This is a genomic window from Campylobacter sp. RM16192, from assembly GCF_004803855.2.
GTDB lineage: Bacteria > Campylobacterota > Campylobacteria > Campylobacterales > Campylobacteraceae > Campylobacter_A.
Window position 1 is genome coordinate 1,135,290 of the sequence record NZ_CP012552.1, and the last position, 25,642, is coordinate 1,160,931.

At 36.2% G+C, this 25,642-nt stretch carries 34 protein-coding genes, 1 tRNA gene and 1 pseudogene; 9 read left to right on the top strand and 27 right to left on the bottom strand.

What is annotated here, in order from left to right; all coding sequences use genetic code 11:
- Positions 1-9 precede the first annotated feature (9 nt).
- From CDOMC_RS05870 to CDOMC_RS05910, 9 genes and pseudogenes are all read right to left on the bottom strand, one after another.
- Positions 10-477, bottom strand: a complete 468-nt coding sequence (locus CDOMC_RS05870) for a tRNA (cytidine(34)-2'-O)-methyltransferase (protein ID WP_172128737.1) — start codon at positions 475-477, stop codon at positions 10-12.
- Positions 477-1,310 carry a formyltetrahydrofolate deformylase gene (gene purU / locus CDOMC_RS05875; RefSeq protein WP_172128738.1) on the bottom strand — a complete coding sequence of 278 codons (834 nt, stop codon included), beginning with the start codon at positions 1,308-1,310 and terminating at the stop codon, positions 477-479. Before purU ends, CDOMC_RS05870 begins: the two co-directional genes overlap by 1 nt.
- 61 nt (positions 1,311-1,371) lie before the next feature.
- A complete protein-coding gene (locus tag CDOMC_RS05880; RefSeq protein WP_172128739.1) occupies positions 1,372-2,484 on the bottom strand; it encodes a CCA tRNA nucleotidyltransferase in 1,113 nt (370 codons plus the stop codon).
- Positions 2,447-2,614 (bottom strand): annotated as a pseudogene (locus CDOMC_RS10300) (CiaD-like domain-containing protein); the annotation flags it as partial. The pseudogene CDOMC_RS10300 and the gene CDOMC_RS05880, both read right to left, overlap by 38 nt.
- Before the next feature lie 137 nt (positions 2,615-2,751).
- Positions 2,752-2,997, bottom strand: coding sequence for a hypothetical protein (locus tag CDOMC_RS05890; protein ID WP_172128741.1), 246 nt, complete (start codon positions 2,995-2,997; stop codon positions 2,752-2,754).
- Positions 2,994-4,067: a 3-isopropylmalate dehydrogenase gene (leuB, locus tag CDOMC_RS05895; protein ID WP_172128742.1), complete on the bottom strand. Its 1,074-nt coding sequence runs from the start codon at positions 4,065-4,067 to the stop codon at positions 2,994-2,996. Before leuB ends, CDOMC_RS05890 begins: the two co-directional genes overlap by 4 nt.
- Before the next feature lies 1 nt (position 4,068).
- Positions 4,069-4,545, bottom strand: coding sequence for a 3-isopropylmalate dehydratase small subunit (locus CDOMC_RS05900; RefSeq protein ID WP_172128743.1), 477 nt, complete (start codon positions 4,543-4,545; stop codon positions 4,069-4,071).
- Positions 4,546-4,672: 127 nt separating this feature from the next.
- A complete protein-coding gene (locus CDOMC_RS05905) occupies positions 4,673-4,849 on the bottom strand; it encodes a YgaP family membrane protein (protein ID WP_172128744.1) in 177 nt (58 codons plus the stop codon).
- A 99-nt stretch (positions 4,850-4,948) separates the two neighbouring features.
- Positions 4,949-5,590 (bottom strand): Crp/Fnr family transcriptional regulator, encoded by a 642-nt coding sequence (locus CDOMC_RS05910; protein ID WP_172128745.1) that lies wholly within the window; start codon positions 5,588-5,590, stop codon positions 4,949-4,951.
- Positions 5,591-5,758: 168 nt separating this feature from the next.
- Here CDOMC_RS05910 and CDOMC_RS05915 point away from each other — a divergent pair, with 168 nt between their 5' ends.
- On the top strand, positions 5,759-6,724 hold the full coding sequence (locus CDOMC_RS05915; RefSeq protein WP_172128746.1) for an SLAC1 anion channel family protein: 966 nt from the start codon (positions 5,759-5,761) through the stop codon (positions 6,722-6,724).
- A gap of 1 nt (position 6,725) precedes the next feature.
- Here the strand turns inward: CDOMC_RS05915 and CDOMC_RS05920 are convergent, their stop codons facing one another.
- The 4 genes from CDOMC_RS05920 to CDOMC_RS05935 all read right to left on the bottom strand — a co-directional run bounded on the left by CDOMC_RS05920 (position 6,726) and on the right by CDOMC_RS05935 (position 10,370).
- The gene (locus tag CDOMC_RS05920; protein WP_172128747.1) at positions 6,726-7,322 is read right to left on the bottom strand and encodes a LysE family translocator; all 597 of its coding nucleotides are present in this window, start codon (positions 7,320-7,322) and stop codon (positions 6,726-6,728) included.
- Between the two features lie 106 nt (positions 7,323-7,428).
- Positions 7,429-8,475, bottom strand: coding sequence for a type II asparaginase (locus CDOMC_RS05925; protein ID WP_172128748.1), 1,047 nt, complete (start codon positions 8,473-8,475; stop codon positions 7,429-7,431).
- A 219-nt stretch (positions 8,476-8,694) separates the two neighbouring features.
- Entirely contained in the window at positions 8,695-9,483 is a 789-nt protein-coding gene (flgG, locus tag CDOMC_RS05930; protein WP_172128749.1) for a flagellar basal-body rod protein FlgG, read from the bottom strand.
- A gap of 74 nt (positions 9,484-9,557) precedes the next feature.
- On the bottom strand, positions 9,558-10,370 hold the full coding sequence (locus tag CDOMC_RS05935) for a flagellar hook-basal body protein (RefSeq protein WP_172128750.1): 813 nt from the start codon (positions 10,368-10,370) through the stop codon (positions 9,558-9,560).
- Positions 10,371-10,524: 154 nt separating this feature from the next.
- Between CDOMC_RS05935 and rpoD the strand changes: the two genes are divergently transcribed.
- The 4 genes from rpoD (at position 10,525) to CDOMC_RS05950 (ending at position 13,801) form a co-directional block, all read left to right on the top strand.
- On the top strand, positions 10,525-12,366 hold the full coding sequence (gene rpoD, locus CDOMC_RS05940; RefSeq protein ID WP_442861621.1) for an RNA polymerase sigma factor RpoD: 1,842 nt from the start codon (positions 10,525-10,527) through the stop codon (positions 12,364-12,366).
- 261 nt (positions 12,367-12,627) lie between these two features.
- The gene (locus CDOMC_RS10180) at positions 12,628-12,894 is read left to right on the top strand and encodes a hypothetical protein (RefSeq protein WP_236861285.1); all 267 of its coding nucleotides are present in this window, start codon (positions 12,628-12,630) and stop codon (positions 12,892-12,894) included.
- A 62-nt stretch (positions 12,895-12,956) separates the two neighbouring features.
- Positions 12,957-13,655: an ABC transporter substrate-binding protein gene (locus CDOMC_RS05945; protein ID WP_236861372.1), complete on the top strand. Its 699-nt coding sequence runs from the start codon at positions 12,957-12,959 to the stop codon at positions 13,653-13,655.
- Positions 13,652-13,801 (top strand): hypothetical protein, encoded by a 150-nt coding sequence (locus CDOMC_RS05950; protein ID WP_185768456.1) that lies wholly within the window; start codon positions 13,652-13,654, stop codon positions 13,799-13,801. Before CDOMC_RS05945 ends, CDOMC_RS05950 begins: the two co-directional genes overlap by 4 nt.
- A gap of 40 nt (positions 13,802-13,841) precedes the next feature.
- Here the strand turns inward: CDOMC_RS05950 and CDOMC_RS10185 are convergent, their stop codons facing one another.
- Positions 13,842-14,129 carry an ATP-binding protein gene (locus CDOMC_RS10185; protein WP_236861286.1) on the bottom strand — a complete coding sequence of 96 codons (288 nt, stop codon included), beginning with the start codon at positions 14,127-14,129 and terminating at the stop codon, positions 13,842-13,844.
- Positions 14,126-14,374 carry an ATP-binding protein gene (locus tag CDOMC_RS10190; protein ID WP_236861287.1) on the bottom strand — a complete coding sequence of 83 codons (249 nt, stop codon included), beginning with the start codon at positions 14,372-14,374 and terminating at the stop codon, positions 14,126-14,128. The genes CDOMC_RS10185 and CDOMC_RS10190 overlap by 4 nt, the downstream gene beginning before the upstream one ends.
- A gap of 237 nt (positions 14,375-14,611) precedes the next feature.
- Between CDOMC_RS10190 and CDOMC_RS05960 the strand changes: the two genes are divergently transcribed.
- Positions 14,612-14,827, top strand: a complete 216-nt coding sequence (locus CDOMC_RS05960; RefSeq protein ID WP_236861288.1) for an iron chelate uptake ABC transporter family permease subunit — start codon at positions 14,612-14,614, stop codon at positions 14,825-14,827.
- Positions 14,811-15,572: an ABC transporter ATP-binding protein gene (locus tag CDOMC_RS05965; protein WP_172128752.1), complete on the top strand. Its 762-nt coding sequence runs from the start codon at positions 14,811-14,813 to the stop codon at positions 15,570-15,572. The genes CDOMC_RS05960 and CDOMC_RS05965 overlap by 17 nt, the downstream gene beginning before the upstream one ends.
- A 5-nt stretch (positions 15,573-15,577) precedes the next feature.
- Here the strand turns inward: CDOMC_RS05965 and ppk2 are convergent, their stop codons facing one another.
- The gene (gene ppk2, locus CDOMC_RS05970; RefSeq protein ID WP_172128753.1) at positions 15,578-16,399 is read right to left on the bottom strand and encodes a polyphosphate kinase 2; all 822 of its coding nucleotides are present in this window, start codon (positions 16,397-16,399) and stop codon (positions 15,578-15,580) included.
- A gap of 143 nt (positions 16,400-16,542) precedes the next feature.
- Between ppk2 and dsbD the strand changes: the two genes are divergently transcribed.
- On the top strand, positions 16,543-18,303 hold the full coding sequence (gene dsbD / locus CDOMC_RS05975) for a protein-disulfide reductase DsbD (RefSeq protein WP_172128754.1): 1,761 nt from the start codon (positions 16,543-16,545) through the stop codon (positions 18,301-18,303).
- A gap of 68 nt (positions 18,304-18,371) precedes the next feature.
- Positions 18,372-18,442 (top strand) — tRNA-Gln (locus CDOMC_RS05980).
- A gap of 88 nt (positions 18,443-18,530) precedes the next feature.
- Here CDOMC_RS05980 and CDOMC_RS05985 read toward each other — a convergent pair.
- The 11 genes from CDOMC_RS05985 to CDOMC_RS06035 all read right to left on the bottom strand — a co-directional run bounded on the left by CDOMC_RS05985 (position 18,531) and on the right by CDOMC_RS06035 (position 25,642).
- Positions 18,531-20,105: a hypothetical protein gene (locus CDOMC_RS05985; RefSeq protein WP_172128755.1), complete on the bottom strand. Its 1,575-nt coding sequence runs from the start codon at positions 20,103-20,105 to the stop codon at positions 18,531-18,533.
- Entirely contained in the window at positions 20,102-20,758 is a 657-nt protein-coding gene (locus tag CDOMC_RS05990; RefSeq protein WP_172128756.1) for a hypothetical protein, read from the bottom strand. Before CDOMC_RS05990 ends, CDOMC_RS05985 begins: the two co-directional genes overlap by 4 nt.
- Complete coding sequence (locus CDOMC_RS05995) at positions 20,745-20,975, bottom strand: hypothetical protein (RefSeq protein WP_172128757.1); 231 nt, start codon at positions 20,973-20,975, stop codon at positions 20,745-20,747. Before CDOMC_RS05995 ends, CDOMC_RS05990 begins: the two co-directional genes overlap by 14 nt.
- Positions 20,976-20,978: 3 nt before the next feature.
- Positions 20,979-21,392 (bottom strand): DUF5675 family protein, encoded by a 414-nt coding sequence (locus CDOMC_RS06000; RefSeq protein ID WP_172128758.1) that lies wholly within the window; start codon positions 21,390-21,392, stop codon positions 20,979-20,981.
- Entirely contained in the window at positions 21,367-21,555 is a 189-nt protein-coding gene (nrdD, locus tag CDOMC_RS06005) for an anaerobic ribonucleoside-triphosphate reductase (RefSeq protein WP_172128759.1), read from the bottom strand. Before nrdD ends, CDOMC_RS06000 begins: the two co-directional genes overlap by 26 nt.
- Positions 21,530-21,892: a phage holin family protein gene (locus CDOMC_RS06010; protein ID WP_218975668.1), complete on the bottom strand. Its 363-nt coding sequence runs from the start codon at positions 21,890-21,892 to the stop codon at positions 21,530-21,532. Before CDOMC_RS06010 ends, nrdD begins: the two co-directional genes overlap by 26 nt.
- The gene (locus CDOMC_RS06015; protein ID WP_172128760.1) at positions 21,885-22,127 is read right to left on the bottom strand and encodes a hypothetical protein; all 243 of its coding nucleotides are present in this window, start codon (positions 22,125-22,127) and stop codon (positions 21,885-21,887) included. Before CDOMC_RS06015 ends, CDOMC_RS06010 begins: the two co-directional genes overlap by 8 nt.
- Positions 22,128-22,240: 113 nt before the next feature.
- Positions 22,241-22,636, bottom strand: coding sequence for a DUF1353 domain-containing protein (locus CDOMC_RS06020; RefSeq protein ID WP_172128761.1), 396 nt, complete (start codon positions 22,634-22,636; stop codon positions 22,241-22,243).
- A gap of 3 nt (positions 22,637-22,639) precedes the next feature.
- The gene (locus CDOMC_RS06025; protein WP_172128762.1) at positions 22,640-23,212 is read right to left on the bottom strand and encodes a DUF4376 domain-containing protein; all 573 of its coding nucleotides are present in this window, start codon (positions 23,210-23,212) and stop codon (positions 22,640-22,642) included.
- Position 23,213: 1 nt separating this feature from the next.
- On the bottom strand, positions 23,214-24,266 hold the full coding sequence (locus CDOMC_RS06030) for a leucine-rich repeat domain-containing protein (protein WP_172128763.1): 1,053 nt from the start codon (positions 24,264-24,266) through the stop codon (positions 23,214-23,216).
- Positions 24,263-25,642: a hypothetical protein gene (locus tag CDOMC_RS06035; RefSeq protein ID WP_185768457.1), complete on the bottom strand. Its 1,380-nt coding sequence runs from the start codon at positions 25,640-25,642 to the stop codon at positions 24,263-24,265. Before CDOMC_RS06035 ends, CDOMC_RS06030 begins: the two co-directional genes overlap by 4 nt.

The window sequence follows — 25,642 nt, forward strand, 5'->3', positions numbered from 1 at the left end:
CAATCCTCTTTAAAACTCAAATTTATCAATATTTTGCCTAATTGCCTCATACGCGATTATGCCTACGCTAGTGGCCAAATTTAGGCTTCTACCCTGCTTTCCCATCGGTATAGTAATGGCATTGGCGAAATTTTTTTGCATAAACTGCATCGGAAGCCCGGTACTCTCGCCTCCAAAAAACAAAAAATCTCCAGACTGGAATTTAACATCAAAGTAAAATTTTTTAGACTTTGTAGTAGCGTAAAAAAATCTATCCTCAAATTTTGCATTCTCTTCTAAAAATTGATCTAAATTTTCCCAAATTTTAGGGTTTAAAATCTTCCAATAATCAAGCCCTGCACGCCTTACTGCCTTCTCGCTTAAATCAAAAACGGTAGGCTTAATAATATGCAAAGTTAAATTAGCATTTACGCACATTCTACCTATAGAGCCTGTATTTTGGGGAATTTGAGGGCTAAGCAGAACTATATTAAACATTAAAAGACAACTACTCTGTTTTTATACACAAACAACCTATCTTCAAGAGCCAGATCAAGTGCTGCCGCAAGAACGCTTTTTTCACAGTTTCTACCGGCTTTTTGCATCTGCTGCCAACTCATCTCATGATTTACGTTTATTACATCTTGAGAGATAATCGGCCCTTCATCCAAATCATCATTTACAAAGTGAGCCGTTGCTCCTATGATTTTTACTCCGCGCTCATAGGCTTGTTTATATGGATTAGCTCCGATAAATGCAGGTAAAAACGAGTGGTGTATATTTATAATCTTTTTTGGATAGTGTTTTACAAAATTTGGCGATAGAATTCTCATGTATTTTGCAAGTACTGCGTAATCAAATTTATACTGACTCATTGCTTCAAGCACTCTTTTTTCATGCTCTTGTCTCTCGATGTCATCAGAATTGACGTAGTGAAAAGGGATATTAAATTTCTCAACCAGCTCTCTTAAAATTTCACGATTTGCAATAACCGCTAAGATATTGGCATTTAACTCTCCGCTGTGATGCTTTATTAATAAATCTCCAAGGCAGTGCGCCTCTTTAGTGGCTAAAATAATAATATCTTTTTTGGCAGCCTCCACACATTCTATAATCGCACCTTTTGGCAAGAAAGCTTCAAGTGTGCCTATAAATTCGGCTGTATTTATATTACCTACAAGCGAGGCTCGCATAAAAAACCTATTATTATCTTCATCTACAAATTCATTATTTGTCTCGATATTTAGATGATATTTAAATACCACATCACAAATTCTATAAATGAGTCCCTTCTCATCCTGGCACTCAATTTTAAGAATATATTTTTTCATTTTCATTGCCTTTTGTCTTTTAAAAAGCTCTTATTTTAGCCAATTTGGACTTTTATAATAATTAAAATTTATTTTTCAAAAACTCATCTATGGCTAAATTTTGTCGCCTTAAAATTTCAGCCCCTATAGCCTCATTTTTAAAGCCTGCTCTTAATATCTCATCGATATTTATAAGTGGCTCAAACCTGCTATCGTATATTCCAAATTTTTTAGCTCTTCTTACAAGGCTTGCTGAATTTAACCCAAGCCAATCTCTTAAAGGCATCTTAATTGCGATACGTAAAAGATCTTTATCGCTCACTCTTCCTTTAAAAAATGGTTCCCTAAAAACAGAGATAAAGCTATTTGGTAAATTTAGATCCTTCACCACTCTCTCTTGCAACCCAAATTCTCTAAGCAGATATAAAAACTCTTTTTGATCTTTTTTAAATTTTCTAACGCTTGTAAGTTTTTTTTGAAACTTAATCAGCTGATTTTTATTTAAATTTAAGCCAAACAACTCTTTAAAAAGTCCAAGCTTATAAAGGTATTTAGCTCCTGTACTTTGAAATTTAGCATTAAAAAGTTTTAGCATTTCACCGCTTATTCTGTCTTTGCTTAGATCTTTTAAGTTTATTGTTTTCATCAAATTTAGTGTTTTTTGTGAAATTTTAAAATCAAACCTGGCACTAAACTGAATTCCTCGTAAAACCCTTAGTGAGTCTTCGAAAAACTTCTCGTCATCAATATGCCTTAAAACACCTTTTTTAATATCGTCTAATCCACCCCAAAAATCAAGTATTTTATCATCAAAGATATTTATCATGATAGAATTTACAGTAAAATCACGCCTCATGGATGCGCTCTTTTCATCGTTGCAATAACTTACATCAAAGGCTTTATGTCCTTCTCCTACTTTATTTTCCATGCGAGGCAAGCTAAGATCAAAGCCGCTTAATTTATAAACAAAATAGCTCTTACCAACTCCGCTTGCTCCATATTGACTCATTAATTCATCGAATTTATCAGGAGAGATATCGTAAATTTCTATATCAAAATCAGTTATTTTTTTTCCAAGAAAGATATCGCGGACCGAACCGCCCACGATATAAGCACGTTTAGTATAGGGTCGTAGTAAATTTCTTGCCCAGTTTAGTTCATTTAGTTTTGAGATTATCAAGCCTGTTTTCAACATTGGCAAGTACAAATTCTAAAAATTTCAAAGTAAGTTCCAACCTATCCTCCAAATTTTCTCTACTTACGGCATTTAATCCTTCAAAAAGTACTGAAATTCGCTCTTTTAAATTTTTTAAAAATATCTCTTCACCATTTATATTAAATTTTTCTACTTCCAGCTCATCTTTAATCTGCTCATTTTTAGCCACATGATGTTCGATAGAGCTTATCTCTTTAAGTTCTGCTGCAACCTCGTCTATGGCCATTTTTGCAATATCTTCTAACTTCATAATCTTATCAGCCACCTTTTAAATTCTATTATCTCTTCATCGCTTTTCATATTTATAAAAAAATCACGCATCTGCTCGTTTAAATTAGGATCTCTTTTTCTAAGCCCACTAAGCCTTCTAATCGCGCTTACAGCTTCTTTGTTACCGGGCTCAATTTTTAAAATATTTCTATAGACTAAAAGCGCATCATCTTGAAGCCCTTGCGCTTCATAAATCAAAGCTTCTGTGATAGTATTTTTCACTGTTTTCCTATAAATTTAGCTATTATTCCGCCCATCTCGCTTGTGGTACATATCTCTTTAGCACCAAAATCAGCTATATCTTTTGTCCTATAGCCTTCAGCCAAAGCCATTTTAACTGCATTTTCTATACTGTTTGCAGCCTCTTTTTCACCCAAAGAGTATCTTAAAAGCATAGCGGCACTTAAAATAGTAGCAATAGGATTAGCAATTCCTTGCCCTGCAATATCAGGAGCGGAACCATGAATAGGCTCATAAATTCCGACCTTGCCTCCTATGCTAGCGCTTGGAAGAAGTCCTATAGATCCGCATACCATACTGGCTTCATCACTTAGAATATCTCCGAATAAATTCTCAGTCAAAATAACGTCAAATTGGCGCGGATTTCTTACTATCTGCATTGCGGCATTATCTACATACATAAAATCAACTTTTACCTCAGGATAACTTTTGGATACTTCGTTTACAACTTCACGCCATAGCTGGCTTGTCTCAAGCACATTTGCTTTATCTACAAGACAAACCTGTTTTTTACGTAGCATTGCCGTATCAAAAGCAACTTTGGCTATGCGTTCAATCTCAAATTTATAATATACCATAGTATTGAATGCACTATCATCTCTTTTTTCTCTTGGTTGACCAAAATATATACCGCCTGTTAACTCACGAACTACAATAAAATCGACATCTTGAAGAACTTGTGGCTTTAAAGTGCTAGCATCTACAAGCTCGTCAAATATCATTGCGGGGCGTAAATTCGCATAGGCTCCAAGTCCTTTGCGTAGTTTAAGCAGACCGCTTTCCGGACGCTTATATCTAGGAAGATTATCCCACTTTGAACCGCCTATTGCTCCAAAAAGTACAGCATCACTTGATAAAGCTCCATTTAAAGTCTCACTTGGCAGAGGCTCGCCAAATATATCTATAGCAGCCCCGCCCATAAGATAAAAATTATAATTTAGCTCAAATCCATGTTTTACACTAGTAGCGTCTAAAACTTTAAGAGCTTCATCTACTATCTCAGAACCTATTCCATCGCCTTTTATTACCGCTATATTATAAATTTTTGCCATTTTATATCCTCGTTTTTGCATATTCTATTAATCCGCCACTTTTTAAAAGTTCTTGCATAAATGGCGGAATCGGGCTAAATTTATACTCTTTGCTTGTAGTTAAGTTTAAGATAACGCCGCTATCAACATCTATCTTAAGCTCATCACCCTCATCTATCTCATCGGTTTCTTTTACCTCTAGGATTAAAAGACCTGTATTAAAGCTATTTCTATAAAAAATTCTCGCATAAGACTTAGCTATTACAGCGCCTATTCCAGCTGCTTTAAGGGCAATAGGAGCATGTTCCCTGGAGCTTCCACAACCAAAATTTTCACCAGCCACTACAATATCGCCTTTTGAAATTTTTGTGCTAAAACAAGGATCGGCATCTTCCATGATATGTTTTGCTAATTCTTTCTCGTCAGATGTATTTAAATATCTTGCGGCAATAATTATATCTGTATCGATATTGTCGCCAAATTTCCAAACTTTATTCATATCTTATCCTATTTAAATTTTATGGATTCTAGCAAAATAAAGCTAAATAATTTATCAAATAAATTTTTAAAAGAGTGTATTATAGAAGTATGCGGATATCAAAATTTAGGCTAAAACTAGCCTAAATTTATCTTTTCAAAGAGCATCTGCCAAGAAGTGCGCAAGCAGGACAAAAACCTGTAATGCCAACTATGATAGGTATCAATCCTATTAAAGCCCAATAGCTTTTAAAGAAAATCCAAATACCAGCCATCAGCAAAACACCCAAAATAACTCTCATGATTCTATTTTTTTTACTTAGCATTTTATTCCTTTCAAAGACCAAAAGCATATAGCTTTCAGCAAATTTAATATTGAAATTATATCAAAAAATAGAGATTTAGAATTGCAACAAAGTTACACTTTAATTATTTTTAAAAGTAATTACGCCTCTTTTTTGAACTATTTCACCTTCTCTTTCCATCTCTTTTAGCACTCTTGATACGGCCTCTCTAGCACTTCCTATATGATTTGCAAGTTGCTCGTGAGTGATTTTTATATTTGAATTTTTGGCATTTTGGCTTAAAAAATTTCTAATGCGTTCAACCAGAGGCAAAAACAAAGCCTGTTCCATCACATTTATGACACTTGCAAATCTAGTTGATACGAGACTTAAAGTATAATTCATTACATCTGGATATTTATCTCTTAAAATTTTATAAGCATCTACTGGAATCAGGATAATATCAGTATCTTCGTAGGCCTGTAAATTTATCTCTACTTCAAAAGAATTTTTAACACAAGATGAACACAATATACAACACTCATTTTTATTTAAGCTAAAAACGGTTATCTCTTTAAAGTTGCTTGATGCTATATATGCTCTTAGATTTCCGTTTTTTAGCATTATAAAGCCTTTGCATCCATCTTTGGTGTATATAATTTCATCTTTTTTAAAGACTTTTACCATGCTCCTTTGAAATATAATTTTTTTGTCTTCTTCACAAATTTCAAACTGAGAAAGAAAATTATCATCTAAAAATTTAATATCTTCTTCATTTAGCATATTTTCTCCTTTTTCAGAGTGTAATGTAGTATTGTATATAAAAATATTAAAAAGATTCTTATTTGAAACAGGCTTTATCTATATTAAAAAGATTAAATAGCGTGATATTATCACTGAGAAATAGATTTATTAAGGATAATATTGCGAAAAAAATTAAAGGGATTTTGTATGGATCAAGTAGACATAACAAAAAATCAAATTTCTAAAATATCCAATTTTCCAATTATGCTATATGCCGTTGTAATGGGACTCGGAGGACTTACATTAGCATATGAAAAACTAAATTTAGCAGTTCAAATATCCGATTTTTTATTTGAAATTTTACGCTTAATAACAAGTCTCGTATTTGTCATTATCACAATAATTTATAGCATTAAAATAATAAAATACAAAGAAGAGATCAAGGCTGAAATAAACCATCCAATTAAGATTAATTTCTTTGCTGCATTTGCAATATCACTGTTTTTGCTAGCAGCTTTATGGCGAGATATTGGCACCTTACACTCTGTTTTATTCTATATAGCGCTGATATTTCAAACATTTTTTACGTTTTACGTGATAGCTTTTTGGATAAACAAAAATATGCTCATCAACCACTCAAATCCAGCTTGGTTCATACCTATAGTAGGGAATTTAATAGTTGTGATAGCAAGCGAAAGCAAAAGCGAATTTTTATGGTATTACTTCTCCATAGGAGTCTTTTTCTGGATAGTCTTATTTACTATTATATTTTATAGAATTATCTTTCATGATCAGTTAGCTCAGAAATTTATGCCTACTCTATTTATATTTATCGCTCCTCCGGCTGTGGCATTTTTAGGCTATATGAAGCTAACCGGGAGCTTTGATGCATTTGCACATATACTCTTAAATTTGACACTATTTTTCGTAGGTCTTATATTTTTTATGTATAAAAATTTTATGAAGCTTAAATTTTTCCTATCATGGTGGGCGTTTACCTTCCCTACCGCTGCCGCTAGTATAGCGTTTATAAGAGCTTACGAGCTTAATAAAGGCGATATTTTCTTATGTTTTGGAATTTTAGCTTTTATATTCTTGCTGTTTTTTATAGGAATAGTTGGATATTTCACAGTAAAAGCAATCAAAAATAGTGAAATTTGCGTAGCTGAATAATTCAGCCTGCAATCATCAAAATTCCAATACTACACATTAGCAAAGCCGTAAAAACTTCTAAAATTCTAAGATGATTTAAGAGCAGTCTTTTCAGGACTGCTCCACCAATAGCATATATACTAAGAGATATAAATTCTATAACCAAAAGCAATACCACAATCAGATAAGTTCCGTCTCCAAAAGGATCTTGCCTATCAATGAACGGCGGTAAAATAGCGGCAAAAAATATCCAAGCTTTAGGATTTGATATGCTAATAATCATTCCGTGCATAAATAAAGAAATCTTACTCATCTCTCCATTGTATCGATGCAAAGTCAGTTTGCCTCTACTAAAAAACAGCATTGTACCAATATAGATAATATAAATAGCACCGCAAATTTTTATAATCATAAATATAAACTCATACTTTATCATAATAGCAGCAGCGCCTAAAATACATAAAAAAGCCACAATGCCAACAGATAAGAGCTGACCCAAAATCATAGGTAATGCCCTAAAGTAGCCTACGCTAAGACCTATGCTTAAAGCTAAAGTCATATTAATACCAGGCATAAAACTAATAGGAAAAAATGTGGCTATAAACAAAAGATAGTTCACAAACAGCCTTGTGGTTTAAAAATTGGCAAAATTTTAAAAGAAAGTGGATAAATTTAAGATAAAAATTTAAAAGCGGCAAAATAAATTCGCCGCCTTTTTCTAAATTTTAATGAGTATAGAAGAACTCTTGAATTTTTGCTTTATCGTTTGTTTGTGTAAGGGCTAGCATTAACAATACTCTAGCTTTTTGAGCGTTTAGGTTATCACTTGCCAAAAAGCCGTATTTTGTGTCATCAACTTCTCCGTTTAAAGTAGTCTCACCACTTCCTACACGTGAATCACGAACTACAACTACACCTTTTTTAACGCCTTCGCCAAGAACTTCAATAACTGTAGGGAATGGATTTCCGTTACCCATACCGGCGCTTATTATACCTTTTGCTCCATTTTTGATAGCAATATTAGCAAAGTCAGGATTGTCGTTTGAATGACTATAGATGATATCTACCCTAGGAAGTTCTTTGATTTTTGTGATATCAAAAGCTGAATTTACAGTGTGTTTGCGAACCGGACTCATATAGTATTTTACATTGCCATAAAATACTGTTCCTATTTTACCTGCATTTGGAGATTTAAATGTCTCAACACCTGTAGTGTTTGTCTTAGTAACTTCGCGAGCTGCGTGAATTTCATCATTCATAGTTACCACTACGCCTTTGCCTGCTGTTTCTTTATTGATAGCAACATTTACAGCGTTAAAGATATTAAGAGGACCGTCTGCACTAAGTGAACTACTACTTCTCATAGCACCAACCATTACGATAGGCTTGTCACTTTTTACGACCAAATTTAAGAAGTATGCAGTCTCTTCCATAGTGTCTGTTCCGTGAGTGATAACTACACCATCAGCTTTGCCACTAGTTAAAAGCTCATTTACTCTATTAGCAAGCTTGAACCAAACCTCATTATTCATCTCTTGAGAGCCGATATTTGAAATTTGCTCGCCTTTGATTGTAGCAATCTTGTTTATTTCAGGCACCGCAGCAATTAGCTTATCAACAGTAACAGTTCCTGATGTATAGCTCGTATCAAGAGCACCTGAACCGCTTCCAGCTATCGTTCCACCGGTTGCTAATATGTAAATCGTTGGCTTAGCAAAAGCCACAACTACAGAAACAAACATGAAAAATACCACCTTTGTGATAAAACGCATATTTAACTCCTTGTAATAAAATTGTCAAGAAAATTATAGCGTTTGTATCTTAAAAATTTTATTAATATTGATACTTTATTTTTTTTTAATTTAATAAAAATAAAAATTGCTAAAATACCTAAATTTACGAATTATAATCTTCTGATCCGAAGTATATCGCATCAAATATCCAAATAGCCAAAATTATAGCGATTATCAAGATTAAATATATTATGTTATCTACCTTTTAAGATTATTTACGATTTGAAGCATATCATCGCTTGTTGTGATTGCCTTTGAATTTGCTTCGTATGCACGCTGACCAGTAATTAGATCAGTCATCTCCTCAACCAGCTGGACATTACTCATCTCTACAAATCCTTGTCTTATAGTTCCAAATCCATCAATACCGCCAATTCCAGTCACTACATCACCGCTTGATCCTGTAGGCAAATAGTTATTGTCTCCAAGCGCATGAAGTCCACTTGGATTTATAAAATTTGCAAGCTCTATTTGTCCTATTTGCACCATTTCAGTATTTCCAGGCTGAAGTACAGATATTGTACCGTCGACTCCAACTGAAATTTGTGTCGCATTAGCAGGAACACTCATTTGAGGAAGCAAAATATATCCATCAGAATTTACTATAGTGCCTTCACTATCAAGCTTAAAAGCTCCATTTCTTGTATATGCAGTAGTTCCATCTGGAAGTTGGACTTGAAAAAAACCATTACCAGCTATTACCATATCCAGATTGTTACTTGTCTCTTTAAAATGTCCTTGTGAAAAAATTTTAGTTATAGCAGTAGGGCGCACTCCAAGACCAACCTCTATACCTGTCGGGCTTTTTGTCGTAGAGCTGGTTGAAGTGCCCGCATACTCCATAACCTGATACATAAGATCGGCAAATTCGGCTCTATTTTTTTTATAACCCATTGTATTTACGTTTGAAATATTATGTGAAGTGACATCGATTTGGGTTTGCTGCGCTATCATGCCTGTAGCGGCAGAATAAATTGATCTCATCATGGCTTTAATTCCTTATTTTAGTTTTTTACAAAATTTATTAATAGCAAAATACGTTCCAAAAAACCATAAACAAACTAAGCCTTAATATTAGCTAGTTTACTAACAGCATCTTGATTAAGATCGTCCATATGGCTTCTCATCACTTTTTGATACATATCTACCATTCGGTTTGTCTCTATAAGCCCCAACATCTCGGTTACGGCATTTACGTTTGAAATTTGAGTATATCCTTGAGAGACGGCATCTACATCATCGCCAAGATCTCTTAGCTCCTTTAAATCAGGCAAAACGTATAGATTATCACCCTCTTTCGTAAGGTTTCTTATCTCTTTTGGCTGCGCTAAGTAAAATCTTGCTATCTGCTCGTCATTTGCATAGATATTTCCGTTTTTATCGACACTTAGTCTCTCTTCTTGCGGGATTTGTATCCCGTTTGCCCCGCCTTCAAAATAATTACTTGGAAGCACTCTAAAGCCCTCTTTTGTTACTAAAAAACCCTCATTATCAAGGCTAAAAGCTCCGTTTTTAGTAAGTCTAACCTCTCCGGTTTTAGTTTCAACCAAGAAAAACAGATCCTCTCGCTTTATAGCAAAGTCAAGCGTATTGCCCGTAAATTTCATGCCGCTATTGCTAAAATCAACATACTGCTCTGAAATTTGAGGCACTCTATCGATAGTTCGGTTTAAAAATTTAGCAGCCTGCTTTGTGTGATTTTCAAGCGGTAAAACATCTCTAAACTCTTGAAAAATTCTCTCAAAATCCCCCACAACCACATCATCACGCTTAAAGCCGATTGTGTTTATGTTTGCAAGATTGTTTGAGATTACATCAAGGCGGTTAAACTGCGTAACCATCGCACCCGTTGCTTGATAATATCCGTTTTGCATTATAAATTTTCCTAAAATTTGATATTTAAAACAAGATAAAGCAAGATACGTTCCAGATTACCTTTCAGACATATTTAAATAAATCTGAGTATAATAAGTTCCTTTTAGTAAAAAATAGCGGCAAAGGAATCCACTGATGAGCGCAAAAAAAGAGATGTTGTCACTTATAGAAGAACTGTTTCAAGAAAACGCCAAAGGCTATGTAACTTACGAAAAACTTATCAAATTTTTTGAAAAAGCACCCACTGGTGCAATAGCAAAAAAAATAGAAGCCTTAGCCAAGACCCACAAAATTAAACTCATAACTGCAGCAGAAATCGCCAAACTAAAAAATATCGAAGATGCTAAAAAACGCCGCGAAGAGAGAGAGAGGCTTCAAGACGAAAGCTTAGAGGACGAATTTGATCTGGCAAGCGAAAATGATCTACTTGAATGGTCACGCTCTGATAGTCCTGTCAGGATGTATCTGCGCGAAATGGGTCAAATTTCACTTCTTACAAAAGACGAAGAAGTTGAAATAAGCAAAAAGATCGAACTAGGCGAAGATATCATTATCGATGCGTTTTGTTCGGTGCCATACTTGATTGATTTTATACTTGACTATAAAGAGCCTCTTATAAACCGCGAAAGACGCGTTAAAGAGCTGTTTAAAAGCTTTGATGACGAAGAAAATAGCGATGAGGCCGAAGAGGATGAAGAAGAGGAGTATGCAGAAGAGTCCGAAGAAAACGAAGCCCATAAAAAACCTTCTAAAAAAGAGGACAAAAGAGCCGAAAAAGTTATAGAAAGCTTTAAGGCGCTTGAAAAAGCGAAAAAAGACTGGATGAAAATGGCTAACAAGCAAAACGACGTCGAGCAAGAAGACGAGCTTTTGGCTAAATTAACACTAGCTTTTAAAAAGAAAATTTTAAAAGACAAGCTAATGGATCTAGGTCCTACAAGCAAGCTCATAAGTGAGATCGTAAAGTCGATGGAAACGGCTCTAAAGAGTGATGATGAGTTTGATAGAGAGCTTAAAAGACTTGAGTATAAACTGCCGATGTTTAGTGACGAGCTTAAGAAAAATCACAAAAGCATCCTAAAAGACATCATTAAACTCAGCAAAGAAGATATCATCGCTCGCGTGCCTGAGGCTACGATGGTTTCAACCTATGTCGAGATCAAAAAGCTATTTCAAACAAAAGAGGCGAGCAAGCAAGGATTTGACCTTGATCCTGTCCAGTTAAAAGAAATTTTAGAGCAGATAAAACGCGGTAAGAAAATTTCAGACGAGGCAAAAACCAGAATGGCCAAGTCAAACTTGCGTCTTGTCGTAAGTATCGCCAAGCGCTACACAAACCGCGGTTTGCCGTTTTTAGACCTCATCCAAGAAGGAAATATCGGTCTTATGAAGGCGGTTGATAAATTTGAGTATAAAAAAGGCTATAAATTTTCAACCTACGCCACATGGTGGATACGCCAAGCCATAAGCCGCGCGATAGCCGATCAGGCGCGCACTATCCGCATACCTATCCACATGATAGAGACTATAAACAGGATAAACAAAATCAACCGCAAATACCTACAAGAAGAGGGAAAAGAGCCTGATGTAAGCATCATCGCCAAAGAGGTTGGTTTAAGTGTGGATAAAGTTAAACAAGTTATTAAGATAACAAAAGAGCCTATCAGTCTTGAAGCACCTATCGGTAACGAAGAAGATGGCAAATTTGGTGATTTTGTCGAGGATAGAAGCTCGCTAAGCCCGATGGATCACATCCTTAAAAACGACCTTAAGGAGCAAATCGACGAAGTTCTTGATCAGTTAAACGAGCGCGAAAAAGCAGTTATTAGGATGAGATTTGGCCTACTTGAAGATGAAAGCGATCGCACACTTGAAGAGATCGGCAAGGAGCTAAATGTCACTCGCGAGCGTGTCCGCCAGATAGAAAGCTCGGCGATCAAAAAGCTAAAACATCCAAAAGTCGGAAGAAAGCTTAAAAACTACATCGAGGGCTAGTTTATACTAGCCTCTCACGCTCTGCATTTATACGAATTTACACATCAAAATTCACCACTCAGATATCAATAAATTTAAAATTCCACTCAGATACATACAAATTTCATTCTTGTGTTTTTAACCCAAAAATTTTTCTAAATTTCAGTTTTTATATAAAATTTACTCATTATGATTTATAATATATAGTTTTATATTTTTTAGTTTTAACCCCTTAAATTTAAAGCTTTACAAAATATATTCTAATAATTTAAAGGAGAGAACATGAGTAAATTTTCAACTCTTATATTAAGTCTTGCGCTTTGCGCTTCATCTTTATTTGCAGATCGCATCATCACCGATCAACTGGGCAGAGATGTGACTCTTCCTGATGAGGTTAAGCGAACAATCGTACTTCAGCACCAAAGCCTAAACGTGCTTAATCAAATAAACGCCATGGATAAGGTCGTTGGCGTGCTTGAAACTTGGGAAAAGACACTTGACAAAAACTATGCTCGCCTTGCTCCAAGCCTTAAGGATATGGCGACTTAAAGGTCATAAACTACGAATCGGTTCTTAAGCTAAAACCCGATGTCGTTATCGTAACCAATTACATCCCAAGCGAATATATCGCAAAAATGGAAGAGCTTAAGATACCGGTTGTTGGCATCAGCTTTTCAAAAAGAGAGGATAAAGAAAAAGACAAGCTAAATCCTACTCTTGAAGACAAAGCCAAAGCTTACACAGAGGGCTACTATGAAGGTGTTGAGATACTTGGCAAAGTGGCAAACCGTGAAAAAGAAGCGGCCAAGCTCATTAAATTTGTAAAAGATCAACAAGCCTTCTTAAAAAGCAAAATGGACAATCTAAAGATAGATAAAAAAGTTAGAATTTACATGGCAAATCCAGATCTTACCACTTACGGAAGCGGCAAATACACGGGAGTGCTGTTTGCAAGAGCGGGCGGAGAAAACGTGGCTGCAAAAGATATCAAAGGATATAAGCAAATTTCAGCCGAAAATTTAATCGCTTATAATCCCGACATGATATTTGTCCAAGAGCGCTATCCGAAGGTCCCAAACGAGCTTAAGTCAAACCCTCAGCTTGCAAACGTAGCGGCTATCAAGATGGATAAAATTTACATGATGCCTGAATTTGCCAAAGCTTGGGGCTATCCTACGGCAGAAGCCATGGCGCTTGGCGAGGAATGGCTGGCTATAAGGCTTTATCCTGAGCATTTTAAAGGTGTGGATTTTGATAAGAAAATTGAGGAGTTTTATCAAAAATTCTACCGCACATCATACTCTAAATGAGACTTTCCACTCTCATTGCCATTTGGGTTATAACTTGCCTCGTCTCACTTGGGATGGGGCAGTATCACATCGAATTTAGCGAAGTTTTAAGCATTTTAATTGGTAGCAGCGATAACGAAACGGCTAAAAGCGTTATTTGGTATTAAACGAACTCTAAAACTAGGCAACAAATTTAGCAACTTAAAATCAATCTACTTTGCTAATTGTATCTAACTTTTTCTTACTGGACTTATAAATATCTAAGCCCAATAACCCCTCCTCTCTTTTTTCTTTAGCCCTATAGCTATTACCTAGTATATTTACTATATGTGAATGATGTATAACTCTATCTAGTATAGCCGACATAACTTTGTTGCTATTAATAGACAGGTTTTCCCATTCACTAAAAACCAAATTTGACGTAAATATAATAGATCCTTTTTCGTATCTTCTAGAAATAATTTGAAAAAGATGATTGGTATCTTCTTTACTCATATTAAAATACCTGTAAAGTCAAATTGCTCCAAAGTCTTAATAGATGGAAATCCTGCCATTTTTGTTAAAACTGCTTTTGAACGATTCGTTTTAACCTCAACTTCTTTTTTGAGTAGCTCCTCTAGAAATTGTAAATGTCTCCAGTTTTCCTTAGCTGCAATCACTGATATTTCATAAAAATTTTCCTCAATACTTGATAGTTTTAACTCCCCACAAAGTTTTTTAATAGTTTTTTCTAACTGCATCAATTGCCTTTTGTCATTATTGTTTGGCTAATTTTTGGTATAAATTCATCATAACACCTCATATCTCTTTGAGGTATTTGATAAATTTCACTTAAAAAACTTAATCCATTCTTATTTTTAGAAGTATTATTCAAATTATTAATTATAACACCAGGGTGTATTCCTTGGTATACTTTTTGTATAGGTAACAAAAATGCTTTTTCTTCTTTTAATAGATCAAGAGGGATTTTCTTTGTCGTGCCTCACATCGCAAGGCTTATATGCGGAAGCGACCACACTCGCTCGATGCCCGCTTGCTTCGTCATAGGCGCGATATTTATGCTCTTTGTTGATGACTTAGCTAGAAGCATAAGCAGCGCAGAAGTGCCTCTTAGCATACTTTTAGCACTCATCGGAAGCCCGGTTTTTGCGATACTCTTAAAAAGGAGCGTGTCAAATGCAAAATCTGCTTGAGATAAAAGATGCGAGATTTTACTACGAGGAGCAAAAATTTCTCTTTCGCAGGCTAAATTTCGCCCTTGCCAAAGGCGAAACACTAGCGATACTTGGACTAAACGGGCAAGGCAAAAGCACGCTTATGTTTTGCATGATGGGAGTTTTAAAGCTCAAAGAGGGCGAAGTAAAAACGCAGGCTAAATTTGCCTTTTTACCGCAAAATTTTAGCGTTGCGTTTGACTATAGCGTGCTTGATATAGTTTTGATGGGGCGGATTCGTGAAATTTCGCTTTTTTCAAAGCCGAGCAAAGAGGATATCAAAATTTGCGAAGATGCACTTTGTAGCTTAGAAATTTCATATCTTAAAAATAAAAGCTTCAACTCCCTTTCAGGCGGACAAAAGCAGCTTGTCCTCTTCGCTAGAGCGATTGCCAGCAGAAGCGAAGTGATGTTTTTAGATGAGCCCGCAAGCGCGCTTGATCTAAAAAATCAAGATAGGGTTTTAACGCTGATTCGCAGTCTAAAAGAGCAATGCAATGCAAGCATCGTCTTTACCACTCATCAACCAAACCACGCTCTAGCCGTAGCTGACAGCACTCTCATCCTTAAAAACGACCTTAGCTACGTCTTTGGCAAAAGCAGCGAAGTACTAAACGAAGAGAATTTAAGCTCGCTTTATGATGTAGATGTAAGAGGGGTTAAATTTGATATAGGCAGCAAGCAAATACCAAGCATAACGCAAATTTTTAGCACACAAAAGTAAATTTATCACCCATTCATTTTTGATAAATTTTCATTCTTTAAATTTACTTCCATTAGCCTTATCTCCTCTTCGCCGCTTCTTACGATATCAGGGTCGCATTCAAAATTTTTCGCGTCTATCTTTTTTGGATATTCGACATTTGCCAAAATATGCCTAAATATATTTATCCGCGCGTGCTTTTTGCTATCAGACGCTACTATCGTCCATGGGCAAGCAGGCGTGTTTGAAGCAAGCAGCATGGAGTATTTAGCGATAGTGTATTGATCCCAAAGCTCCTGGCTTTTAGCATCTACCGGCGAAATTTTAAACTGCTTAAGCGGATCGGTAAGGCGCTCTTTGAAGCGTTTTTTCTGTTCCTCTTTTGAAACCGACAGGTAAAATTTAAAGAAAATTATGCCCGAGTTTTTTATCATCTCTTCAAATTTAGGCACCTCGCGCAAGAATTCTTTATGCTCTTCTTGCGTGCAAAATCCCATCACAGGCTCAACTCCTGCTCTATTGTACCAAGAGCGGTCAAATATCACGATCTCTCCGGCGCTTGGAAGGTGCGCCACATACCGCTGAAAGTACCACTGCGAGCGCTCTACATCGCTTGGCTTTTCAAGTGCGACTATACGACATCCGCGCGGGTTTAGATGCTCGGTTAGGCGCTTTATACTTCCGCCCTTGCCCGCCGCATCACGCCCCTCAACGATAATAAGCACTCTTAAGCCCTGCTCTTTTACATAGTTTTGAAATTTCAAAAGCTCGATCTGAAGCTTTCTAAGCTCGTATTCGTAGTCGAATTTATTGTGGTTATGCTTATCTTCTTTTTTGTGTTTTGACATAAGGCTTCCTTTTAAAAATTTCATATATCAAATGCTACTTTTTAGATTCTTAAATTTAAATTAAGCGCACTGCATGAGTGCATATTTAACACTGGCTTTATATTATTCTTGTAAAATACGACTAGAAATTTTTAAGGACAAATATGTTTAAAAAAGCGATTTTTTCTATATTTTTACTTATCGTATCAGCATTTGGCGATCCGCTTTCGGTCGCTGAAGCTTTTGGACTGAGCGCAAAAACCGATAGCCAAAATGTCGAATTTAGATTTGATCTCGCCAAAGATATTTACGTATATAAGGACACTGTAAAGGTTCTTAGCGGTGGTAAACTCCTAAACGATCAGCTAAATTTGCCAAATTTTATAAACGACGGCAGTTTTGACGTATATCCTGAAAAATTTAGCTTATTTGTGCCTATAAGTTTGCTTAAAGAGATAAATCAAAGCGACAGCTTTAATATAGCGCTTGAGTATCAAGGTTGCGCCAAAAACGGCATTTGCTACCAACCGCAAGTAAATAACTACAGCGTATCAAGCGGCTTAAGCGGATACAAAATAGCGTTAATTCCAAAAGATGGCGATACGACCGTAGCCTCTAGCCTGCCTGGCGAAAGCGACTTATCCGAGCAAGACAGCATCGCTAAAAATTTAAGCGACAAAGGGTTTGTTTTATCGCTTATTACGTTTTTTGGTTATGGAATTTTACTTTCACTTACCCCTTGTATATTTCCTATGATACCGATACTTTCAAGCATTATCGTATCCAAATCAGGAGAAAAATTAAGCGCAAAACGAGGATTTTGGTTCTCGCTCATATACGTGCTTGCCATGGCGCTAGCTTACGCGGTGGTGGGCATCATCGCAAGCGTCTTTGGCGCGGGGCTTAGCGGCATGCTTCAAACTCCTGCCGTGCTTATCGGCTTTAGCTTGGTCTTTGTCGCTCTTGCTTTATCGATGTTTGAACTTTACGAGTTTCAAATGCCGTTAAAAATACAAAATTTACTTAACAAAAAGGCTGAAAGCAAGGACGGGGTCGCCGGAATTTTTATCATGGGATTTTTATCGGCGCTCATAGCAAGTCCATGTGTCGCAGCTCCGCTTGCAGGCGTGCTACTTTACATAGCGCAAAGCGGAAATGTGCTATTTGGCGGATCGGCTCTATTTATCATGGGGCTTGGTATGGGCGTACCGCTTCTAATCATCGGTGCAAGTTCCGGCAAGCTGCTTCCGCGCCCGGGAATTTGGATGGATAATATAAAAAGACTCTTTGGCTTTATCATGATATTTATGGCGATATGGCTTAGTGCGCGCGTACTTGGCTCTCGTGTGGAGTTTTTGCTGTATGGTGTTACGGCTGTGTTTATGAGCGTATTTTTCGGAGCATTTGATAGCACAAGCGAAAATACAAGCGCAGGTAAAAAGATGATAAAAGCGGCTTTTTTAACGCTTTTTATCTACGCTTTTATACTCATTATCGGCTCTTTTACGGGAGCAAAGTCGCTGCTAAATCCGCTAGCAAATTTTGAAATTTCAAGTAGCGTTGCTGGCAAAGAGGCAAAATTTATCAGCGTATCAAACATAAATGAGCTTGAAAACGCTATAAAAAGCTCAAACAAGCCGGTGATGATTGATTTTTATGCTACTTGGTGCGTAAGCTGCAACGAGCTTGACGAAATAACATTCAAAGACGAGGCAGTGCTTAAAAGGCTTGAAAATTTTACTCTTTTAAGAGTCGATGTGACAAAAGGCACGAGTGAAGATAACGAGCTAATGAAAAAATTTGGACTCATAGGACCTCCTGCTCTGATATTTTACAAAGACGAAGATGAGCTAAAAAGCGCAAGAGTTATAGGGTTTTATGAACCTAAGAAATTCATAGCTCATCTTGATAAAATTAAATTGTAAATTTATCATAAAATTTATACATTTAAAATCTTTTTTTATTAATTTTAATGTATAATTCTATCTTTGAATACCCTGTAGTTTAGCGGTAGAACTGCTAACTCTGGATCAGCTAACAGAGGTTCGAATCCTCTCGGGGTAACAAGATATTTTGCTAAAATATTGTTTGTTTCGGCACTTTGTATATGTGGTAGCACTATTAGTAACACAATAGAATTTTTGTATACTAACTATTTTTGTTTATTTTTTTCTCTCATGCTTTGTCTTGCCCTATACGATCTCCCCCTTTGAGCTCTTGAATGCTCTGTTGGGGTTCTATCTCTTGCAGGCTTGCTTTTTTCTTTGCTTCTGTTGCTCCCACTCTTTTCTTTACCTATTTTATCTGCCAAACGCATAGCCTTAGCCATATCTGCTATTGATAAAGACCCTTTACCAAAGCCTACTTTGCCCATAGCCTCTACAAGATTACCGGCCTGTGTATTTGAAAAACTAAACCCACCATCTTTGTTTCTCGAAAAACTTTCTTTTGCACTTGATATTTTTTTATCACTGCCTTGTATGGATGTTGTAGCTGTAGTGACACTAATAGAGATAGCTATTTGAGTGACTACGGTTGATTCAGTAATACTTTTTATATCTAGACTAGGAGCTACGCCAAAAACACTAGTTCTTGTAATATCGTCTAGCACATCTTGAAATTTACCTACAAAGCCTACATCCACATCTCTTCTCATACTTAGATCAAAACTCATGTTTCCATATCTATCCAAACTAACACCAGTAGAAAATTTAGAGTTGTATTTGCCTCTTTGAGTGCCAAGCTCCTTAAAGCCCTCCGCTTTAACGCTCTCTAGCTTTTCAAACTGTCGCCCCTTTATCACATCAGATACGGTTGGATAGTTTGTGTATTCATACATTCGGTTATTTTCTACATACCCGACCGTGTTTCCGGTATAATCAACCGTTCTATAAAAATCAAGCGCACCAAACAAATTTTTAACCCCGTCTACAAACCCCAGCTTCTCTTGATAAACTCCTTTATCTTTCATAAATCCTACCAAATCCCCACCAAAACCAAAGCTGTTATCAAGCCCTGTAACCGTTTCAAAAAGCTCATTTACAAGAGCGTTTATCGCCACCGTTAAACCAAAGCTACCAACTAACCCCGTTGAAGTGCCTAGAGCCTTAAATCCTGACTTTATGGCTGTATTTAAGGCTAAGCTTTTAAACTCTCCATAAACAGCTTCAGCTATGTTTGCACCTTCAAATTTATGATTTACCAGCCCATCATAAATCATTCCAGCTATTGCGCCGCCCATTGGTCCAAACATAGAATATCCAAGCTCTTCAACTTGGTTTTCCATAAAGCTATCGTGCATTAGCTCCATAGCAAAGTTTTTAAAACTGCCTTGCTTTATGTAGCCGTTGCCATCTATTGACCTGCTAAAGCCTGTTTTATCTCTCTGGCTTTTTGCTCCAAAACTATCTTTATGCTCTATAATCTTTTCTATTGTCTGCACTAACGCATTAAAGCTATAATCCTTTTCATCTCTTAAAATCATAATCTGCATAGGCATTAAAACAAACTCGCAAAAATCCTCGTTAAGTTCTAAAAGCCCCGCCGTAAGTGAAAAAGATTGATTTATAAAAAAGCTTCGTAAGTCTGGAGTGGGTAAATTTAAGGCGTTATATGCGTAACTGCCCGCATAATACCCGTCAAAAAGCCCACCCGCCATAAAGTCATATACGTCTGCTGTTGACGGGTTAGTTATGTTTAAGGAGTTTTCAAATCCTATGTAGTTCATTTCTTTGTCATAGTGTAATTTGAAGGCTTATTGATGTTTTGCACGTCGTCTTTAATTGTGTAGTGAAGCACGTCAAGGAAATATTTAATCATCTCTGCCGGTACAACCATACCGCCTGCGTGGTTTTCTGATACGGAGTCCTTTAAGATGCTTGAAACCTTAATAAGCCTATTATCTACAACCTGCCTATCGATAGCCTTTTGTTGGCTTTTTGCAAGAGCGGTTTCATCTTTTAATTTCTGGATTTGGGCGTCCAAAAGCAAATTTTGTTTTTCAAGTCCTTGTCTTCTTAGCTCTTTTTGCTCTTCAAGCTCATCATTTTTTAGCCTTGTGTTTCTGGTTTGCTCTTGTATGCCTTTGATGTTTTCATCTAAGGCTTGGTTTTGTTTTTGAAGCCCTTGAAGCTCTGTTTCAAAAGTTAGATGTTTGTATGCTAAGTCTAATGCTAACTGCATAGCAGAGGTAGTAAAAGACATAATCATACTTGGCAACATATTTGCAAAAAACTGAATACGTTTTTCCTCTGGAATTTTATATTCATCGAATTTTTGGTCAAAAAAATCTACCATTATTTTATATGGAGTGTTTTCTCCGACACTCAATCCAAGCAACTCTATTGTGCATTCTTTGTGTTTTTCTTTAAAATCTGCCATCTCGTTTGTTCCTCTCCAGCCTTGCGACTTTTATTTTTTGTAAAGTTAAATTTTCCTCAATGCCTCGCACCTGCATCCCTAACCCATTGGTTTCTATCGTAACAACTCTTCCTGTCAAAGAGTTAATCAGCGATTTTAGAGTCTCTATTTCACTATTAAGAATGCTTGTTTTGTTTTCAAGAGCCTCAATTTTTTGTTTTGCTTCATCAAGAGTCATTTTTTACACACCATCGTTTATGATTTCTACTTCAAAGAGTTTGCCTTTTGTATGAGACATAAAGGCTTCAAGCGTATTCATGCTTTGATAAACTCCTTTTTCGTCGTATCTATTGCCTAAAAGTATGCATCCATCAGTGTCTTTTGGGAAGTTGCCGGCATGAATTAGGATATATCTTTTCTTTGGCACCACTTCGTTATATAAAAGTGGCAATGTTCGCTTAAATCTTGCGCTTTGATGCCAAGAGATGTGATACAGTCCTTGCGGAACTCTTCTATCTCTATTTGGCTCGGTAGTGTCTGCACCCTTTGGCTCAAGAGAGTATCCATCAAGCAAAATTTGCCCATCATTTTCTAACCTAAATTTACCAATCGTGCCATCAAAAATATTTTTAAATCTTCGTATTGTTAGTTTCATGTCTTTCCTTAAATTTCACTCTTTCTTTATGCTCGCCTTTTTTACCGACGTTAAAGCTCTCTACGGGTCTGTGATAGCCCATTACCCTCGTATAGACGACGCACTTAGTGCGTTTATCCTGCACGTCTTCAAGCACGCTATTCGATTTTTTTGTAGTTTGCATTCATATCCTCCTTTATGTCTATGCCTTTGGCTTTAACTTTGTCTAAAAGCACTTTTTCAAACAATGACAAAGCCCTTGTACCCATGTGAGAGGCTATACCTACACAGCAAGCCATCAGCATATCATCAAGTCCTGCATATCTACACAGATGAAAGGTTACCATCCCTATAAATGAGCTAATGACTATGTCGCCAACCCATTCACGAATAGAAAAATAAGGAATTTCTTTTCGTCTTATTCTTCTAACTGTGTGAGCCGTGCCAGCCCAAACAGAGAGTATTAATACATAGATAGGCACACTCCAATTTATTAGAAAATCCCAGATTTTATCATTCACTTTTTAAGCCTTTTACTTTTTCTTTGATTTTTTTAATTCTCTCAAACGACTTTGCAACTTCTGTTGAATTTATGTCTTTTGGTTTCTTAAGGGCAAATCTAACACGCTTTGCACTTTCGCTACTAAATTTAGCAATATCCGAAATTTCCTCACTGGTGTATTGATGTCCTGTTATTATCCCTTTGCATCCTGACATCACCACCACCACCAATACCATAAATATTATTTTTTTCATCTTGACCTCTATAAAATCTATAAACAAATCCCAGCCCGTAAAAGGCAACTTTGCCAATATTGCGCACTTCTTCGTATGTGTATTGATGTTTTGTGATAATACCTACACAACCGCTAAGCATAAGACAAGCTGTCAACAAGCTTATCAGCCTCATCTCTATTCACCTTTCTCCACGCACTCCACCCAAACATTCTCACAGCCCTATAAATAGTCTTGCGAGTAATCCAATTCACGCCGTCTGCTTTCATTGCCTGCAAAAACAAATCATCAGCTTCTTTTCTGCTGGTGGTTTGTGTAGCATAAAGCCAATCATGCAAACAAGCCGCCCTATCGTATCTAGCTCCTGATTTTGGAAATATGTTTGTAAAAAGCTTTGGCACGCTTGCCCCATCAAAAATAAAGCCCGCAGGTATCACGACAAGGTCAGAACCTACATATATTAAAGCTTCTTTCAATCTGTATGAACCCGTGCCGACAAGATGTGTAACTACTAAATCGTTTCTAAACATATCCTACCCCCACACTATAGCTTTAATAGCATCTATACTAGAAGCTGAAGATACTTGAGTTTTATAGGCTTGATACTGTGAAAATATCAAAGCTTTTCTAAGGGCGTAATTTTTAAGTATTTCCTCTAGCTCAGCCTTAGTCATTTCCTTGTCAGTATCGTCTGACATAGTCCATTTAATCTTGCCTGTAGTTGTCAAGCTTTCAAAATATCGAATAGAGCCATCTAGGTTGTCTATATCCTTCTCATTTCTAACATCTACGTTGTTAAGAGGTTCTGCTATCTTAGATTCTCTGATCTTTTTAAGCTCCTCTAGCTTAATGCTCTTAGCCATTTCAATATCAACATCGGCTATCTCTTCAGTAATAATGTAAGCTTCTTCAGTCTCCTCAGTGGTTGTTTTAATGTATTGATACTTATCTTTAGGCTGCTCTAAAGCCTTATTCTCTACAATCGGAATAAGGCTAAACTCTTCTCTTTGCTCTTTTGTAAGGCTATCTAAGAAGAATATACCTTTTTTTGTTTCTATATGGTTTTCCCAGATAGTCTCTTTAGTTTTTGTGTTGTAGTATTTCATTTTATATTTCCCTAATTTCAATATATTGTGATAAGCTTGAGCTTCTTATAGCCGTTCTAACCATGTCTCTCATTCCCTTTTTACAAGTTATTAATCTTAAGTTGTCACAAGAAGAAAAAGCATTAGTATTAATCTGAGTAATATTTGGTAATGTAAGTTCTCTAAGGCTAGAACATTGTAAAAAAGCTCCCTGCTCAATAAGGGTAACTAGTGGGATATTGATTTCTGTTAATCGATTGCAATTATGGAAAGCATACTCCTTTATTATATTGGCTTTTGGAAGAGATACAGTAGTTAACCCCCTGCAATGTACAAAAGATGCTCTCCCAACGGATATAACTTCCGGCAAAGTTATCGATGATAAAGCACTACAACCCCAAAATGCATTATCTTCAGTACTTCTTACTTTAGGAAGATAAACATCAACTAACCTATCACAAGAAGAAAAACAACTCTCGCTTATAGTTTCAATGTTTGGTAACTTTACTTTTTCCAGTCTTTTACATGAATAAAAACCTTCTCCTCCAACTGAAGTTAATAAAGGAAAATCTATCTCTCTAATTAGGGAATCTCGGAAAACATTGAATCCTACTGTTGTTACTTTTGGGAATGATATTTCCGACAAAACGTTACAATTGTTAAAGCACTTTTTACCGATGGAAGTTACTTCCGGGAATATGGCAGAAGTTAATGATTTGCACATATAAAATGTATCCTCCTTAAGTTCTTTCACTAGCGGAAACTTCACCTTAGTTAATTTCCTGCATTGCTGAAAAGCCCTTTTACCAATCTCTTTAACTTTGGGAAAAGCGGCTTTCTGAATACCACTGCCATAAAAAGCATCTCCTGAAATACTTTTTATCCTTTTACCAAACATATTTTTATAAGAACTAGAATGAGCATATCTTCCGCCCGAGACAATATTTCCTCTCTCCAAAAGAGTTATAGCCCCGGAACTATCTTGATGGTATAATCCTTCTCCTTTATCTTGGGATAAAAACTCATAGTCTTTTAAGCCCGATGAAGTTTTTCTAAATGAACTTCCGTAAATCATTTTAAATTCCCCGCAAATTGTAGATAAACCTTATTATCAATAGGGCTTATAAAGTAACTAAATAAAGACTTCCCCTTAGTCTCAAAATCTTCCGGATTAAGCATCTTAAACTTAGCATCAAAGCCTGTAATAATGTTTTCTACAAAGATTAAACCGCTCTTACCGAGATTTCTTATTTGATTTTCATTAGAGCAAGTAAAAGTAATGTTGTCCTCGTTAAAGCTTTCTTTAGTGCAGATGAAATTGATACCTAGATCAAAGTCTATTTCATTGCTAGTTACGTTAGCTAGGTATTCTCCGTCAGTGTTTTTATGGTGGATATTTAGGTATGGTATAAGCTTACTAACCTGACTATAAAGGCTTGCTTCCTCGCTCGGATAACTAAAGCTCTTTATTTCACTTGGGATTGTCTCTTTTTTTATGAAGTCCTCCGCAGGACTTCCGCCAAGCTTAGCACTATCGGCTGCGGTTGCGGTTTTACCTAGATATACTTCATCGTGATTATGCGTACTAGCAGCAAACTCGCTTGCGGCTCTGCCCTCAAGCAATGCACTATCTTTGGCTTGTTCGTCTTTGCCAAGCTTTGTATCGTCCGTGATCGTTATGTCCTCCGTTCCGTCAAAGCTTACTTTGTTTATATTTCTAGGAGTGCTTAGCTTTGTAGCTTCAAGAACCGATTTTTCGTTATCCGCAGTATTAGATACGTTTGATATTTTTTGATTTATGCTTTGTATTATTTGATCAAATTCTCTTTGTTTCTCGCTTAAAACCTCGGCTATCTTTTGGCTTGAGTATGTTTGCGTACTTGAAGTGCTTGCGTCATTCACTACACCGCTATCAAGCACACTTTGAACATCCGTTTTTAGCTTTTCAAGCGATTTTAAAAGAGTATTTAGCCCCTCAAAATCGCTCTTAAATTTTGTGAAATCAACGTCAAAAAGCTTTTTATTTTTAGCTATTTCGTCCGCTTTTTGCAGTGTCTCGCTATGTTTTGTGTCTATTTGTGTGTATTTTTTGTTGAAGTCGCCTATCTTTTCTAAAAATTCGCTATTTTTTGTGCTAAAACTAGAAAAATCACTATCAAAACTACTCTTGTTTTGGTTGAATTCGTCTATCTTTTGGGTTGTAGGCTCTATTTGCGATTCTAGCCTTTCTAATATAGGATATTTCTCGTCAAAGTCCGCTTTTTTTGTGTCTATATCGCTTTTTGCTTCGTCTATATGGTCCGAAAGCGTTGTCACGTTTGAATTTATGCTTCTTATCTCTGAAACGTCTATTGTTTTCAGTGTGTTTTCTAGCTCTGATATATTTTGTAGTAGAAAATTCAATGCCTCTAATTTTTCGTTTCCTAGTTTGAGTTCGTGTATACTTATCAT

Bases quoted from the DNA above. Each gene is read 5' to 3' on its own strand.
- CDOMC_RS05870 (WP_172128737.1), bottom strand. From the start codon at position 477: ATGTTTAATATAGTTCTGCTTAGCCCTCAAATTCCCCAAAATACAGGC.
- purU (WP_172128738.1), bottom strand. From the start codon at position 1,310: ATGAAAAAATATATTCTTAAAATTGAGTGCCAGGATGAGAAGGGACTC.
- CDOMC_RS05880 (WP_172128739.1), bottom strand. From the start codon at position 2,484: ATGTTGAAAACAGGCTTGATAATCTCAAAACTAAATGAACTAAACTGG.
- leuB (WP_172128742.1), bottom strand. From the start codon at position 4,067: ATGGCAAAAATTTATAATATAGCGGTAATAAAAGGCGATGGAATAGGT.
- CDOMC_RS05900 (WP_172128743.1), bottom strand. From the start codon at position 4,545: ATGAATAAAGTTTGGAAATTTGGCGACAATATCGATACAGATATAATT.
- CDOMC_RS05905 (WP_172128744.1), bottom strand. From the start codon at position 4,849: ATGCTAAGTAAAAAAAATAGAATCATGAGAGTTATTTTGGGTGTTTTG.
- CDOMC_RS05910 (WP_172128745.1), bottom strand. From the start codon at position 5,590: ATGCTAAATGAAGAAGATATTAAATTTTTAGATGATAATTTTCTTTCT.
- CDOMC_RS05915 (WP_172128746.1), top strand. From the start codon at position 5,759: ATGGATCAAGTAGACATAACAAAAAATCAAATTTCTAAAATATCCAAT.
- CDOMC_RS05925 (WP_172128748.1), bottom strand. From the start codon at position 8,475: ATGCGTTTTATCACAAAGGTGGTATTTTTCATGTTTGTTTCTGTAGTT.
- flgG (WP_172128749.1), bottom strand. From the start codon at position 9,483: ATGATGAGATCAATTTATTCTGCCGCTACAGGCATGATAGCGCAGCAA.
- CDOMC_RS05935 (WP_172128750.1), bottom strand. From the start codon at position 10,370: ATGCAAAACGGATATTATCAAGCAACGGGTGCGATGGTTACGCAGTTT.
- rpoD (WP_442861621.1), top strand. From the start codon at position 10,525: ATGTTGTCACTTATAGAAGAACTGTTTCAAGAAAACGCCAAAGGCTAT.
- CDOMC_RS10180 (WP_236861285.1), top strand. From the start codon at position 12,628: ATGAGTAAATTTTCAACTCTTATATTAAGTCTTGCGCTTTGCGCTTCA.
- CDOMC_RS05950 (WP_185768456.1), top strand. From the start codon at position 13,652: ATGAGACTTTCCACTCTCATTGCCATTTGGGTTATAACTTGCCTCGTC.
- CDOMC_RS10185 (WP_236861286.1), bottom strand. From the start codon at position 14,129: ATGAGTAAAGAAGATACCAATCATCTTTTTCAAATTATTTCTAGAAGA.
- CDOMC_RS10190 (WP_236861287.1), bottom strand. From the start codon at position 14,374: ATGCAGTTAGAAAAAACTATTAAAAAACTTTGTGGGGAGTTAAAACTA.
- CDOMC_RS05965 (WP_172128752.1), top strand. From the start codon at position 14,811: ATGCAAAATCTGCTTGAGATAAAAGATGCGAGATTTTACTACGAGGAG.
- ppk2 (WP_172128753.1), bottom strand. From the start codon at position 16,399: ATGTCAAAACACAAAAAAGAAGATAAGCATAACCACAATAAATTCGAC.
- dsbD (WP_172128754.1), top strand. From the start codon at position 16,543: ATGTTTAAAAAAGCGATTTTTTCTATATTTTTACTTATCGTATCAGCA.
- CDOMC_RS05985 (WP_172128755.1), bottom strand. From the start codon at position 20,105: ATGAACTACATAGGATTTGAAAACTCCTTAAACATAACTAACCCGTCA.
- CDOMC_RS05990 (WP_172128756.1), bottom strand. From the start codon at position 20,758: ATGGCAGATTTTAAAGAAAAACACAAAGAATGCACAATAGAGTTGCTT.
- CDOMC_RS05995 (WP_172128757.1), bottom strand. From the start codon at position 20,975: ATGACTCTTGATGAAGCAAAACAAAAAATTGAGGCTCTTGAAAACAAA.
- CDOMC_RS06000 (WP_172128758.1), bottom strand. From the start codon at position 21,392: ATGAAACTAACAATACGAAGATTTAAAAATATTTTTGATGGCACGATT.
- nrdD (WP_172128759.1), bottom strand. From the start codon at position 21,555: ATGCAAACTACAAAAAAATCGAATAGCGTGCTTGAAGACGTGCAGGAT.
- CDOMC_RS06015 (WP_172128760.1), bottom strand. From the start codon at position 22,127: ATGAAAAAAATAATATTTATGGTATTGGTGGTGGTGGTGATGTCAGGA.
- CDOMC_RS06020 (WP_172128761.1), bottom strand. From the start codon at position 22,636: ATGTTTAGAAACGATTTAGTAGTTACACATCTTGTCGGCACGGGTTCA.
- CDOMC_RS06025 (WP_172128762.1), bottom strand. From the start codon at position 23,212: ATGAAATACTACAACACAAAAACTAAAGAGACTATCTGGGAAAACCAT.
- CDOMC_RS06030 (WP_172128763.1), bottom strand. From the start codon at position 24,266: ATGATTTACGGAAGTTCATTTAGAAAAACTTCATCGGGCTTAAAAGAC.
- CDOMC_RS06035 (WP_185768457.1), bottom strand. From the start codon at position 25,642: ATGATAAGTATACACGAACTCAAACTAGGAAACGAAAAATTAGAGGCA.